This window comes from Pseudomonas sp. S2_E01, from assembly GCF_054668365.1.
The window spans coordinates 3,244,747-3,259,023 of the sequence record NZ_CP162762.1 but is presented as its reverse complement, the minus strand read 5'-3'; the positions used below and the strand labels follow the sequence as shown (position 1 = coordinate 3,259,023).

General features: G+C 60.4%; 12 protein-coding genes. 9 read left to right on the top strand and 3 right to left on the bottom strand.

Annotated elements, in window-relative coordinates; genetic code table 11:
• Positions 1-31: 31 nt before the first annotated feature.
• From galE to AB4O36_RS14870, 3 genes are read right to left on the bottom strand one after another with little or no spacing between them, the layout of a single operon-like run.
• Positions 32-1,009: a UDP-glucose 4-epimerase GalE gene (gene galE / locus AB4O36_RS14880; RefSeq protein WP_460139565.1), complete on the bottom strand. Its 978-nt coding sequence runs from the start codon at positions 1,007-1,009 to the stop codon at positions 32-34.
• 46 nt (positions 1,010-1,055) lie between these two features.
• On the bottom strand, positions 1,056-3,668 hold the full coding sequence (locus AB4O36_RS14875) for a cellulase family glycosylhydrolase (protein WP_460139564.1): 2,613 nt from the start codon (positions 3,666-3,668) through the stop codon (positions 1,056-1,058).
• 4 nt (positions 3,669-3,672) lie between these two features.
• Positions 3,673-5,199 (bottom strand): O-antigen ligase family protein, encoded by a 1,527-nt coding sequence (locus AB4O36_RS14870; protein ID WP_460126393.1) that lies wholly within the window; start codon positions 5,197-5,199, stop codon positions 3,673-3,675.
• A gap of 99 nt (positions 5,200-5,298) precedes the next feature.
• On the opposite strand from AB4O36_RS14870, the gene AB4O36_RS14865 reads away from it, so the two are divergent.
• The 9 genes from AB4O36_RS14865 (at position 5,299) to AB4O36_RS14825 (ending at position 14,275) form a co-directional block, all read left to right on the top strand.
• Positions 5,299-6,675, top strand: a complete 1,377-nt coding sequence (locus AB4O36_RS14865; protein ID WP_460139563.1) for an oligosaccharide flippase family protein — start codon at positions 5,299-5,301, stop codon at positions 6,673-6,675.
• Between the two features lie 25 nt (positions 6,676-6,700).
• Entirely contained in the window at positions 6,701-6,895 is a 195-nt protein-coding gene (locus tag AB4O36_RS14860; RefSeq protein ID WP_460139562.1) for a hypothetical protein, read from the top strand.
• Entirely contained in the window at positions 6,892-8,334 is a 1,443-nt protein-coding gene (locus AB4O36_RS14855) for an FAD-dependent oxidoreductase (protein WP_460139561.1), read from the top strand. Before AB4O36_RS14860 ends, AB4O36_RS14855 begins: the two co-directional genes overlap by 4 nt.
• A gap of 130 nt (positions 8,335-8,464) precedes the next feature.
• The gene (locus tag AB4O36_RS14850) at positions 8,465-9,586 is read left to right on the top strand and encodes a glycosyltransferase family 4 protein (protein ID WP_460142145.1); all 1,122 of its coding nucleotides are present in this window, start codon (positions 8,465-8,467) and stop codon (positions 9,584-9,586) included.
• Positions 9,587-9,669: 83 nt separating this feature from the next.
• Entirely contained in the window at positions 9,670-11,055 is a 1,386-nt protein-coding gene (locus AB4O36_RS14845) for an oligosaccharide flippase family protein (protein WP_460126388.1), read from the top strand.
• 111 nt (positions 11,056-11,166) lie between these two features.
• Positions 11,167-11,784: an acyltransferase gene (locus AB4O36_RS14840; protein WP_460126386.1), complete on the top strand. Its 618-nt coding sequence runs from the start codon at positions 11,167-11,169 to the stop codon at positions 11,782-11,784.
• Positions 11,777-12,733, top strand: coding sequence for a glycosyltransferase family 2 protein (locus AB4O36_RS14835; RefSeq protein ID WP_460126385.1), 957 nt, complete (start codon positions 11,777-11,779; stop codon positions 12,731-12,733). The genes AB4O36_RS14840 and AB4O36_RS14835 overlap by 8 nt, the downstream gene beginning before the upstream one ends.
• Positions 12,734-12,741: 8 nt before the next feature.
• Positions 12,742-13,266, top strand: coding sequence for a serine O-acetyltransferase (locus tag AB4O36_RS14830; RefSeq protein WP_460126383.1), 525 nt, complete (start codon positions 12,742-12,744; stop codon positions 13,264-13,266).
• Positions 13,267-13,309: 43 nt separating this feature from the next.
• Positions 13,310-14,275 (top strand): glycosyltransferase family 2 protein, encoded by a 966-nt coding sequence (locus AB4O36_RS14825; protein ID WP_460126744.1) that lies wholly within the window; start codon positions 13,310-13,312, stop codon positions 14,273-14,275.
• Positions 14,276-14,277 lie beyond the last annotated feature (2 nt).

Sequence of the window (14,277 nt, the reverse complement as noted above, 5' to 3'; positions counted from 1 at the left end):
GGCGCCGCGCGTTACGCGAAGGCGCCGATGATCACTGCCAGGGGTGCTTCTGCTCCCACGCCCAGGCGTGCGTAACGATCTGTTCAAGTGATGCGAACTGCGGTTGCCAGCCGAGTATTTCATTTGCCTTTTTCGGGTCGGCGACCAGGCGTGGCGGATCACCGGCACGGCGTGGCGCTTCACTCACACAGATCTGCTGCCCGGTGACCCGGCGTGCGGTGTCTATCACTTGCTGCACCGAAAACCCCAGGCCATTGCCGAGGTTGAAGGCCGTGCTCGCACCGCCCGCCCGAAGGTAATCCACGGCCAGGGCATGCGCGGCGACCAGGTCACTGACATGAACATAATCGCGGATGCAGGTGCCGTCAGGTGTGTCGTAGTCACGACCGTACACCGTGATGGCGGTGCGCCGTCCGGACGCCGCCTGCAGGATCAACGGCAGCAAATGGGTTTCCGGCTCATGGCGTTCGCCCAACTGACCTTCGGGGTCCGCGCCGGCGGCGTTGAAATAGCGCAGGCAAACCGACTTGAGCCCGTAGGCGCGATCGAAATCCTCGAGCATCTGCTCGACCATCCATTTACTGCGGCCATAAGGGTTGATCGCCGCCTTCGGATGCTCTTCGTCCATGGGAACATACATCGGGTCGCCGTAGACGGCGGCAGTCGAGGAAAAGATGAAGTGCCTGACGTTGGCGCGGACCATGGCTTGCAGCAGAGTCAGGGTCGCGGCCAGGTTGTTTTCATAATACTTGGCCGGTTCGCTGACGGATTCACCCACCTGGATGAAAGAGGCGAAGTGAAACACCGCATCAAAGCGCTGCGATGCGAACAGGTGGTCGAGAGCCTTTGCGTCAGCGATATCCAGTTCCACGAGTGTCGCGCCCATCAGCGCACTGCGGTAGCCCGTGGAAAAGTTGTCGGCAACCACCAGCTCGTGCCCGGCGCGTTGCAGCTGTTTGACCATGTGCGAGCCAATGTAGCCGGCGCCGCCAACCACCAGAAAATTCATTCTGTCCTCCTGGACGAGTGTTGCTGTGTAAACGCGGATTGTGCCATCAACGCGTGGCACTTTTCCTTAAAAACAACCAGTTGGCGGTTTGCAACCCTTCGAGCTTGAGCGTGTAGCGCCCATCGGCGTAGGTGGCGGGCAGCTTCTTCAACTGCGCCAGTACGCCTTGGGTGAACAGGGTCAGCCCTGGCGGTGCCTCAATGGTCAACGTGCCGGCCAGTGGTTCGACGAAGTAGGGCGGTCGCTCTTCCTCGTTCGCAATGGCGCGTGCGCCCAGGGAAATCATCAAATCTGCGGACTGGCCCAGGGGCGTGTCGTTCAGGCTCTGCACCACCACGCTGGCGTTGGCGGTTTTGGCATTGACCTGGATGTTGTCGAGGTTGATCGACTCGCCGCCAATCCAGCCGGAAGCGGCCTGGGTGCGCGGCGTATTGATCGTGTACACACCGCGTTTCCAGTTGCGCTTCAGTTCGCCGGTGTCGGAGGTGGATTCGCTGGCATTGGCGTCCAGCAGCGACTGGTTGGGATCGGCAAACACCTTGGCGTTGTTCGCCGTCGAACCGGTTGTCAGCCAGGGCAGAGCCGGTGTTTGTGGCATGACGATCTGCAACTTGCCTTTCTCCATGGCGGTGCGCAGCAGTGCCGAGTTGCTCGGTGTAATGGCCTGGCCGAACAGCGTGTCCGGCGTCGGCGCGAAGGCATACGTGGTCTTCGCCTCGGCAACATCGCCGCGCCGGTAAAGCAGGGCGGCGGCGGGAAAGGTGGACAGCAATGCCGGGTCGTTATAGAGGTTCCAGTTGCCGACCGTCCTCCACGTTCCAGAGAGGCCCTCCTGGCTATAGGCATACTGCATCATCGCGTCCCAACCCTGGTAACTGGCGGTGCCCGCCAGATAGAGCGGCACGGCGTGGCGGTCGGGCGTGGGGAAAGGTTCGCTGTTCCACTCAGTGACGGTCAGCGGTTTGCCGCTGACCTGGGCGGCGCCAATCCAGTTGATGATGCCGGGGCTGGTCAGCGGGTTTTTCTCCAACTGGCCGAGGCCGCCGTAGCTGTGGGCATCGATGACATCGCCGGAAGTCAGGGCCGGCAGCGCCACGAGACCGTCGCCACCCCAGCTATTGGTTGTGGCGATGGGCACTTTCACGCCCAGGTCGCGCAGGTGCTGGATCATGTCGACGTTGAAACGACGTTCCAGGTCATTGAGGAACATCTTCGAGGCACCGTATTCCCAGGCGCGCCAGGTCTGGCTCGAGGACAGGTTGTGCTGCCTGGCAAACGCCTCGGCCTCGGCCATGTAGACCTTGCTGTGCTTGGGCACATCCTTGTCGCCCAGCAGGATATTGCCGAAGTGGTTGGTGATGTCGTTCTCGTTGGTGATCAGCACGGCGGCGATCGCCGGATCGTCCTTGTAGGCGAGGCCTGTGTAACTGTTGACGTGGTTCATGTAAGCGGCGGTAAAGCGCTTCATCGCCTGTTGAATGGTGATGTTGACGTAGTTGTAACCCTTGAGTCCCGCGTTGCCGTGCTCATCCTTTGGCAGCTCTTCGAAACCGTAGATATTGTCCCTGGCAGTGAAGGCCCGTTCGACGTGCATGTCGAGCCACACATAAATACCTTCGTCTTTCAGGTACTTGATCCACAGGTCGAGCTGTTTCAGCGACGCCGGACTGGGTTGTTGGGTGTCCGCGTTGGGCGCCTTGCCGAAGACGTTCGGGCTGACCCAGGGGGAGTCATGGTGGTGCAGGCGCACGAGGTTGATGCCCAGTGCCGACAGGCGCCTGGCCTGGCGCTTGATGTCTTCTTCGGCGGTGTCGAACAGCGAATAGGCTGACATGTTGGTGCCCCAGAAGCGCGCCGGGGTGTTGTCGGCGAACATCAGTTGCTCGCCGGAAGCCTTGACGAAGCCGCGCTTGCCGGCGGGTTTTTCGTTGGCATTGAGGAATGAAAGGTCGACCGGTGAGGTTTGCCAGTCGATCTTGTCGGTTGGCCAGGTTTTCGGATCGACCAGGCCGAATCGCTCGCTCGTGGTCGGAGCAAGGGCCACGTCGCCTGAGATGCTCAAGGTCGCCTTGAAATGCTGCTGGCCGGGCTTGATGGAGTTTTTGTAGAAAAACGCCCTCACTTCAGACCCATCGCCCGGTTCGACAAAGACATCCGCCAGCGCCGGCTCAAAGCGCATCTCGATGCGTCGGCCCTGGGCATTGCCCCAGGCCCAGCCCTTGTTGCCATCGAGCAACTTCGGCTTACCCATATCGCCCTGGAACAGCGCCGGGTCGAAGTTGAACACGAAGCCTCCGCCGATGACGTTCGGCTTTGCGCTGTGTGCATCAAGGGTGACGTCCCAGCTCAGTTGCTGTTCGCCTTCCTTGCGGATGTTGGCTTTGAGATCAAAGTCGAGGGTCGGGTTCTGCCCGATCAGGCTGTAGCTGTAGGGCGCCTGGGTGGTGAATTGGGTCGGGAACCCCGTCCAGCCATAATTGGCCTCGAAAAACACGAATGAGGACGCCAGGGCAGGGCTGCCCCCTTGCGTCAGCGCGGGCAAGCCACTTTTTTCATCGACATTGGCCACCCAGTCCGACGCCCCGGCGCTCAGTGGCAGGAAAACGACAGACAAGACAACCGGAAGCAGCAAGCGGATGCGGCGAGCAATGTGAGCCATGGGGTTACCGGAGTTGGAGGTGGGCACTGGCCGTGACGGCGGGCGCGGTTTGCTTGAGATTGCGCACCATTCGGACGTAGGCAACGCCCAGCCCGGCCACCGACCAGTACACCACTGGAATGATCGTGATGCTGCTGACGGTGAAAATGGTCACCATGATGCCGGCCAGTGTCGCGAACAGCGCCCGGCCGAGCCTGCGCCCTTCATCATCCTTGTCGGGGAACGAACGCATGGACTTGCGGATGCCGAACAGTACGGTGGCAAAAAAGGCGACGAACACGGTCAATCCGACCAGTCCATAGGACAGTGCGACGCCGATGTAAGTGTTGACGATATCAATGATGCCCTCGCCCTGGATCATGACCTGCATCTCTGGGGCCTTGCGGTAATCGAAGGTGCCCAGCAGCGGGTTGCGCTGGATCACCAGGAGGGAGTTGTCGATCAGGCGTTCACGGTAAGTGATGTTCTCCACCTCCACCGTGCCGATGAAGGGCAGCAGGTCGAGGACCTTCTGCCCACCCGGCACGAGGGTCAGTGCGGGGAGGGAGAGTACCCCGGCGCATCCCAGCAGCATCATGCGCTTGATCACTTTCTCGCCGGTGGCGATGTACACCAGGAACATGGCCAACGCCCCCATCCACGGGCCCCGGGACAGCGGCGCGAACAGTCCGCCGGCGAGCAACAGGGCGCCCAGGCGCCGTTGCAGCTTGCTGCGCACGCTTTGTTGCAAATACAGGTAGAAACCGAGCGCCGCGCTGATCACCAGTCCCAGCGCGATGGCCTGGCCGGTGGTGACGCTGGCGCGCAGCAGGCCGCCACGACTCAAGTAGCTGGACATTTCCCATTGCATGCCCATGGCGCCGATCAATGCGCTGTAGAGCAACCAACCACGGGCAAACTCGAAAAAGCCGATCAGCGACATGACCATCGCGGCGAGGACAAAACCGAGCAGGGCGTCCTTGAAGTCATTGATATTCTTCAGGGCACGGCTGGCCACGTAATACGGCAGGAAAACGTCGGTGAACTGGTAGAGCGTCTGGCGCATGGTGTCGGTGACGGTGGTTTCGCGCAACAGAAGCAGGCTGGTCAGGACCAGGTAGACGGCGAGGAATTTGTCTGGCCAGGTGCGACCGAAACCTTGGGTGTCGCTTTGCCGACGCAGTGCCAAAAACGCCGGCAGCAGCACGCACAGAGACAGCAGGCGCACATAGTTGAGGTCGAAAAAGTAGTTCATCAGGCCGAAGCCGGGGATTCGCGCCTGAGCGGGCGGCACCAGGAACGCCAGGATGAAGAACAGCGCCACGGGATTGTGTTCGCGCTTTCTCGCCACGGTCAGGAGGATCGTGGTCACGGCCACGTAGATCCAGAAGCTATGGGAAACGAATGCCAGGACGGTCAGCACGAACCACAGGTTGCGTCGACGGGTGAAGTCCTTGGCTGGGATCAGGTCGCTTGCAGGCCGGCGTGCCATGTAAAAAACGACACCGGCTAGAACCAGAATGACGACTAACGCGCGAAAGTGCTCAGGCATGGAGAGTCAGGCTTACCGGTGGGTGAATGACAGATACTAGTAGAATGGCAAAGTGCGACTATAGTACGTTTTTAGGGAGTTGAGTCCGGGGTTGTTCTGATGCCACCAGCTGATATCTCGCCATCGTTGAGCCTTCGCAGGCGGGCCATCTTTGCCGGGGCATGGAATTTGGGGGCGCTGATCACGTCCCAGGCCATCCGGCTGGGCGGCAACCTGATCATGGCCCGCCTGTTGATGCCTGAAATGTTCGGCATCATGGTCATCGCCACCACCGTGTCGGTGGTGCTGCACCTGCTGTCCGATGTCGGCTTTCGGCAGAACATCATCCAGAGTCCTCGGGGCGACGATCCGGCCTTTCTCAATACCGTGTGGACGGTGCAGATCATCCGCGGGTTCATTCTTTTCGCCTTCACCCTGTTGATTGCCGGCTGTTCCTGGTTCACCCAGCTTCTGCACCTGTGGCCGGACCAGTCGACCTACGCCTCGCCGCAACTGCCACTGGTACTGGCCGTCACCGGATTTTCGGCGATCATCTACGGGTTCCAGTCGACCAAGGTCGATGTCGCCGTGCGCGACTTCCAGCAGAAAAAAGTCGTGCTCGCCGAGTTCATTTCGCAGTTGGCGGGCCTGCTGACCATGTTGGTCATCGGCTATTTCACCCGGTCGATCTGGGCGTTGGTAGGTTCTGGCCTGGTCGCCGCCCTGGCCATGACGCTGCTGGGGCACTTCTGGTTTCCGGGCAAGCCCAACCGTCTACACTGGGATCGTGAGGCGCTTGCCGAAGTCGTGGTGTTCGGCCGCTGGATGCTGTTGTCCTCGGCGGTTGGCGTGCTGGCCATGAACGGCGACCGGATCTGGTTCGGTGGCAGCATGTCGGCCAATGAACTGGGGGTCTTTTCAATTGCCGTGCTGATACTGGGGGCGTTGCAACTGGGCATGGCGCGGTTGCTCGGAGCGGTGGCGCTACCGGCATTCAGCGAGGCCTCCCGGGTCAACGACACGGCACGGTTGCACCTTTTGTATGATCGCTTCAAATTGATATTCGATCTGGTTTCGTTGTTCATCTGCGGGTTGTTCTGGGTCATCAGCCCGTTGCTCATCAGCATTTTGTACGATGAGCGCTATGCCGAAGCCGGCCACATGCTGTCGGTGCTTTCGCTGTCGTTTTTCACCTGGCGCTTTGCGGTGGCGCATCAGGTCTGGCTGGCGCTGGGGCTGACCAAATACCAGGCCATGGACAACATCATCCGCGCGGTGTCGTTGTGGGTGTTGCTACCGCTGCTGTTGTCCATTGGCGGCGTGCATCTGGCCATCTGGGGGGTCGCTCTGCACGCCTTGCCGACGGTGTTCCTGGTGGTCTACGTGAATCGCAAGGTGGGCTTGTTTGATCTCAGGCGTGAGCTGATCGTCCTGCCCATGGTGTTGGTGGGGGTTGTTTGCGGGCAAATGGTGTTGGGGATTGCTGATTGGTTTTGATCTTGATGTCGGGGAGCTTTGAATCATGAATGAACTTGATTTGAGTACTTCTGCGATGGATCGCAGGGACTTCCTCCAGGTGTTTGCGCTGTTGAGCCTGGGAGTGTTGGCCTTTGGATGTTCCGAAACCGTCGCCCGGCCTTCCGCAGTCAAGTCCGGGTACATCGTTATCAATGGATGGGTGCTGCCTGCCCAGCACTTTCAGCCAGCGCAAACATGATCAAAGACTATCAAACGCAAAAAGAGCTGCGCGACTTCTACGACATCTGCATCATCGGTGCGGGGCCGGCGGGCATTACCCTGGCCTTGCAACTGGCGGTCAATGGCCGGCAGGTGTTGCTGCTCGAGGGCGGCGGGCACGAGTATTCGCAAAACTCGCAGAGCCTTTACCAGTGTCCCTCCACTGGACTTGAGGTCTATGCAGAGGAAACCCGCCTGCGTTATCTGGGGGGGACGTCCAATCATTGGTCGGGGCGCTGCCGTCCCTTCGAGGCGTCCGACTTCAATACCGGCCCGCCGGTGCGCCTGCCCGGTTGGCCGATCGCATTTTCCGAAATGGAGCGCCACCTGGCGCAGGCAATGGCGATTGTCGACCTGGTGCCCAATGCCAGCTTCAAGGCGATCAACCCGTCCCTGGACGGCGCCGACTTTGTAGCGGATCGATTCCTGCTCAGCCCGCCGACGCGTTTTGCCAAGAAGTACGCCAAGGAGCTCAATGACACCGAAGGGCTTGATGTCTTCATCAACTGCAACTGCGTTGATCTCGAATTCAACAGCAACACCGGGCGGATCGAGACGATCGTTGTCGCGGACTACGAGCAGCATCGTGAACGGGTCAAGGCCAGGCAATTCACCCTGGCCACCGGCGCGATCGAGAATGCCCGGCAACTGCTCAACAGCGAGTCCCTGGCCGTGGGCGGAATCGTCAGTGAGGGCGGCCTGGTCGGCAAATGTTTCATGGAACACCTGAACGTCGAGCTCGGCACCTTCATTCTCAAGGACGGGCAGGGCAAGGATTCCCGGGAGTACTTCACCACCGATACCTTCGTCTCGCAGCACAAGGCCGGCAAGGGCAACGTGGCGATCTCGCTGGTCTCCGAAGTCAAAACCTACGGGAGAATGGCGGCCATCAAGAGCTTCTTCGAGAACCTGATCTGCGATGTCGGTGTAGAGCAGAAAATCGAATTCATCACCAAGTTCGATTGCCCGGGCGACGGCGTCATTGGCACGCTGATCGAACAGTTTCCCAACCTCAACAGCCGCGTCTCGCTGGTGCCCGAGCGGGATGCCTTGGGCATGCGCAAGGCGACCGTGCATTGGGAACTGGGCCCTGCAGACCGTGACACCGTGAAGTCCATTGGCCTGGAAATGGCCAAGTGTTTCGCCGATACCGGCCTGGGCCTGGTCAAGCTGGAGCAGTGCGTCTATGACGAAACCGTGCCATTGAAGCTCAACCCCCATGCGCATCACATGGGGACCACACGGATGGCCACGGCGCCGGAATTCGGCGTGGTCGACGAGAACTGCAAAGTGTTCGGCGTCGAGAATCTCCATATCGCCGGCAGCAGCGTTTTTGCGACCGGCGGTGCGAGCAATCCGACCATGCCGCTGTTACAACTGACACTAAGACTGGCGGAGCACATTAATAGTATAAGTTAGCGCTTGATTGGATTTTCTGGCTGGTGCTCGTCAGGGTGGCTCGATCACGGCTCACCTGGCTGGATGTGCATCGGAATTTGGTAGCCAGCCTCCGGTTTTCCGGAGGGGGAATGGAGATAGCCTGTTGAAAGTGACTTTTGTTCTGAGTGTGGCCAGCATGTCCGGCGGTATTCGCGTGGTGACCATCTACGCGCAGGCATTGGCCGACGCCGGGCACGACGTGACACTCGTCTCCCTGCCTTATCCCGCGATTCCGCTGCGCAGAAAGATCAAGAGCTTCGTGACAGGCAAGGGTTGGTTGGTCACGCCGGTCATTCCTTCCTATCTGGACGAGATGGACCTCGATCACCGGGTGATCGAAAAGTACCGACCCATCGTGGAGTCGGATGTCCCGGATGCCGATGTGGTCATCGCCACCTGGTGGGAAACCGCCGAGTGGGTGAACGACCTCAGCCCGGCCAAGGGCGAAAAGGTGTATTTCGTGCAGGGCCACGAGATTTTTCCGTTCTGCCCGACCGACCGGGTCATCGCGACCTATAACACGTTGCCACTGCACAAAATCACCATTTCCCGGTGGCTGGCCGATCTGATGCGCGTGGAGTACGGTGACGCGGATGTCGACCTGGTGCCCAACAGCGTCGATCACCAGCAGTTCTTCGCGGCACCGCGGGGCCGTCAGCAGCGACCGACCCTTGGCTTCCTGTACCACGAAACCCCGTTGAAGGGGCTCGACGTGACGATCGACGTGATTAGCGCGCTCCAGAAGAAAATCCCGGACCTGCGCGTCATTTCCTTCGGCAGCTTTGCGCCCACCGGGGCGTTCGAACTGCCGGCGAGTGTCGAGTTTCACTTGGCGCCCGATCAGGAACATATCCGCGACCTCTACACCCAGTGCGATGTCTGGCTCGCCTCCAGCCGCAGTGAAGGCTTCAACCTGACGGCGATGGAAGCCATGGCCTGTCGCACGCCCGTGGTGTCGACCCGCACGGGTTGGCCGCTGGAAGCCATCACCTGTTTCAAGAACGGCGTGCTGGCCGACATTGATGACACCGAGGCGCTGACGGCGGGTGCCGAACACCTGCTGACCCTGGACGATTCGCAATGGCGCGCGGTGTCCGAGGCGGCCCATCAAACCGTGGCATCGAGCTCCTGGGAGCACTCGGCGAAGCTGTTTGAAGCGGCATTGGTCAAGGCGGTCGGGAAGCGATCCTCCGGGCAACGTTTGGCCAAAACAGCCTCTTCCGTGGTGTAAACCGGTGTGCCTGCCAGATTCCAGTGGTATGGCTGACGGCGACTATAGTACCTTTTCGTGTCATTGATTCCGGGGTTGTAGTGATGCCACCAGCTGATGTATCGCCACCGTTGAGCCTGCGCAGGCGAGCGATATTCGCCGGGGCGTGGAATCTGGGGGCGCTGGTGGCATCCCAAGGCATTCGCCTGGGTGGCAACCTGATCATGGCGCGCCTGCTGATGCCGGAAATGTTCGGCATCATGGTCATCGCCACCACCGTGTCGGTGGTGCTGCACCTGCTGTCCGATGTCGGCTTTCGCCAGAACATCATCCAGAGCCCGCGTGGCAACGATCCGGCATTCCTCAATACCGTGTGGACCGCACAGATCATCCGCGGCTTCATCCTTTTTGCCTTTACCCTGCTGATCGCCGGCGTTGCCTGGTTCGCCCAGTACATCCATATGTGGTCGGAACATTCCACCTACGCCGCGCCCGAGTTGCCTCTGGTGCTGGCGCTGACGGGTTTGTCCGCGATCATCTATGGCTTCCAGTCGACCAAGGTCGACGTGGCGGTGCGCGACTTCCAGCAGAAAAAAGTCGTACTCGCCGAGTTTGCCTCGCAGATTGCCGGCCTGTTGACGATGTTGGTCATCGGTTATTTCACCCGCTCGATCTGGTCGCTGGTGGGGGCTGGCCTGGTGTCCGCCCTGGTCATGACGCTGCTGGGGCACGTATGGTTTTCGGGGCCGCCCAACCGCCTGCACTGGGAGCGTCGTGCGCTCGAGGAAGTGGTGGGCTTCGGTCGCTGGATGCTGTTGTCTTCCGCCGTTGGCGTACTGGCCATGAATGGCGACCGGATCTGGTTCGGCGGCAGCATGTCGGCCGGCGAGCTGGGTGTCTATTCCATTGCCGTGCTGTTTCTGGGCGCCCTGCAAATGGGCATGCAAAGGTTGCTCGGAGCCGTGGCGCTACCGGCATTCAGCGAGGCCGCTCGGGTCAATGACACGGCGCGACTGCACCTGTTGTATGACCGCTTCAAATTGATGTTCGACCTGATCTCGCTGTTTCTCTGCGGCTTGGCGTGGGTTCTCAGCCCGCTGCTGATCCACTTTCTGTACGATGAGCGTTATGCCGGCGCTGGCCATATGCTGGCGATTCTTTCGTTGTCGTTTTTCACCTGGCGGTTCGCCGTGGCGCACCAGCTCTGGCTGGCGCTTGGGCTGACCAAGTATCAGGCCATGGACAACATCATCCGCGCGGTCTCGTTGTGGGTGCTGTTGCCGCTGTTGTTGGCCGTTGGCGGTGTGGAATACGCGATCTGGGGCGTCGCCCTGCATGCGCTGCCGACGTTGTTCCTGGTGGCGTATGTCAATCGCAAGGTGGGGTTGTTCGACATCAGGCGTGAACTGATCGTCTTGCCGATGGTGCTGGTCGGGTGGGCGTGCGGGCAGTTGCTGCTGGGGCTGTTCCAATGGTTTGACTGGGTGTGACGACAGTCGTGCCGGATTTCGGCGTGGGGACTACGCTTAGGGACACGAATCGAGAACCAGGGTGAACCGAACCCTGGCGCAGATGTTTACTGGTTTTTTGGGGCTGACAGGATGATTGGTCTACTGAAACGCGCGATTGCTTGTATTGCCATGAGAACGGGGCGATTAACCTGGATCTACAAGCGATTTTGTCAACCGGATGGCCTGCAATGGGCTATACATATGGCTCGCTGGGGCGGGCTGCACTCCATTGGCAAGAACGTGTGGATCAATCTTGGTTGCAATATCGCCGACCCGACGCTGGTACGCCTGGGCAACAACGTCGGGTTATCCGATTGCACACTGTTCGGCCACGACGCGACAGTTGGTCTGCTCAACGTGCGCTACGGCACCAAACTCGATTCCGTCGGCCCGATCGACATCCTTGATAACTGCTTTATCGGTCATGGCGCGATCATCCTGCCGCGCGTGACGATTGGTCCGGATTCCGTCGTGGCAGCGGGAGCCGTGGTGCTCCGGGACGTTCCACCCGGGGTGGTCGTGGGGGGAAATCCAGCCAGGGTGATCTGTACGATGGAAACGCTATTGAAAAATTCCCAGGAACGCTGCGCCGCTTATCCGTGGATGGACCTGATCCGCGAGCGTGACGGTGAGTTCGACCCGGAACTGGAGTTGAAGCTGCGAGCCATGCGCGTCGAATATTTCTTCGGTGAAAAATCCAATGGCTAGTGCTCCCCTCGATGTACTGGTGGTCAACTACAACACGGCGGGCCTGTTACAGCCGATGTTCAACGCATTGCGCCAACCCGCCAGTGCCGAACCTGCGCGCTTTCTGGTGGTGGATAACGCCTCGGTGGATGATTCGCTGGAGCGTTTGGCGACAGTCTGTCCCGAGGCCCTGCTGTTGGCCAACGAGAACAACGTTGGATTCGGCCGTGCCAACAATCAACTGGTCGAACACCTTCAAGGCAAGTACGCGCTGCTGCTCAACACTGACGCGTTCGTCGCTGCGGACACCTTGAGCAAGACCCTCGAGTACATGGAGGCCCATCCCGATTGCGGCGTCCTCGGCGTGCGCCTGGAAGGCCGGGAAGGGGATCTGCAACCCTCTTGCCGTTATTTTCCGACGCCCCTGAATGTCTTTCTCTCACGCACGGGGCTGGAACGTTTTTTCCCGATGGTCAGGCGAGTCGACGACCTGCAGTGGGATCATGCCTCGGTCCGCGAATGCGACTGGGTGCCGGGCTGTTATTACCTGATCCGCCGTGAGGTGATCGACACCGTCGGGCTGTTCGACCCGCGCTACTTCCTTTACTACGAGGAAGTGGATCACTGTAAACGCGTCAAGCAGGCGGGCTGGAAAGTCATTTTCTACCCGCACACGACGGTGGTGCATATCGGCGGTGAAAGTGCCAAGTCCGTTGACGAACTCAATGCGGCGAGCCGGCAAATCCCCAGGCTGCAAATCGAAAGCGAGCTGCTGTATTTCCGCAAGCACCACGGCGTGGTGGGCCTGGCCTGGCATATGGCGCTGGTGTGCGCGGGAGACCTGATCCTGGCGCTCAAGGCGTTGCTCAAAGGTCGCGGCCGTCCGGCCATGGCTGCGTGCTGGGAGCACGCACGGGTCACCTGGGCGCTGCTGCGTGATACCAAACTTGCCACCCAACCCACACGGTAGAGCCTTTCATGTTTGACAACATACGCGCGGATTTACGTGCCTACGGCGGTGATTGGGGCGCCCAGGGGTTCTGGGTGATGCTGGTTTATCGCTTCGGGCGCTGGCGTTATGGCGTACGCCCGGCACTGTTGCGCAAGCTGTTCTCTTTCATCTACAAAGTGCTGTTCAAACTGGTGCAGATCGTCACGGGCATCGAGTTGCCATGCGAAGTGGCGGTGGGGCGCAACTTTGTCATCGATCATTTCGGTGGCATCGTCATCAGCGGCTACGCCCAGTTCGGCGACGACTGCCGGATCCGCAACGGCGTTGTCGTGGGCCTGAAGAATGTCGAAGAGCCCATTGCGCCGGTGATCGGCAACAACGTCGACATCGGTTCCGGGGCGAAGGTGCTGGGCAATATCCGCATCGGTAACAACGTGGTCATCGGCGCCAATGCCGTGGTGTTGACCGACGTACCGGACGACTGCGTAGCCGTGGGCGTCCCCGCGATCATCAAACAACGCAAGCCAGCACAGGCCAGGGAATGCTCATGAACATTTTTGCTTGCCGGACCTGGTGAACGCCTTGATCAATGACATGGGGGTCGTGGTCATCGGGCGCAACGAAGGCCAGCGCCTGGAGCGTTGCCTGGCATCACTGGTGGGTGCAGCGCAGCAGATTGTCTACGTTGACTCCGGGTCGAGCGATGGTTCGGTGCAAATGGCCCGGGCGCTCGGAGTGGCGGTGGTCGAGCTGGACATGACGATTGCGTTCACCGCCGCCCGTGCGCGCAATGAAGGGTTTGCCTGCATGCAAAGGCTGCTGCCGACCCTGCGTCATGTGCAGTTTGTCGACGGCGACTGCGAAGTGGTTGCCAGTTGGTTGCCCCGGGCACAGGCGTTTCTCGATGCGCGGCCCGAGGTCGCGGTGGTGTGTGGCCGGCGCCGTGAGCGCTTTCCCCAGCGCTCGGTGTACAACCTGATGTGTGACATCGAATGGGACACGCCGATCGGCGAGGCCAAGGCCTGCGGTGGCGATGCCCTGATGCGCGCGGATGCCTTTGCCGCCGTCTCCGGATACCGCTCGGACCTGATTGCCGGCGAAGAGCCGGAGCTGTGCGTGCGCTTGCGGGCCAAGGGCTGGCTGGTCTGGCGGCTGGACGAGGAAATGACCCTGCACGATGCGGCCATGACTCGTTTTGGCCAGTGGTGGAAGCGCACCTTGCGCGGTGGCCACGCGTTTGCCGAGGGCGCCTCGCTGCATGGGGCAACGGCGCAACAGCATTGGCGACGTGAATCGCGGCGTGCCTGGTTTTGGGGCCTTGGCGTGCCACTGGTGACACTGGTTGCCTGTTCGCTGCTGGGCGCGGCGGGGTTGTTGATCCTGCTGATCTATCCCTTGCAGGTGGCGCGCCTGGCTCGCCGTGGTGGCCGCTCGACACGGGAAAACTGGCTGCTGGCGTTTTTCCTGGTGCTGGGGAAATTTCCCGAGATGCTGGGCCAGGTCAAATTTCTATTGAGCAAATTCGGCGCCGGCAAGTCGGCCTTGATCGAATACAAGTGAGG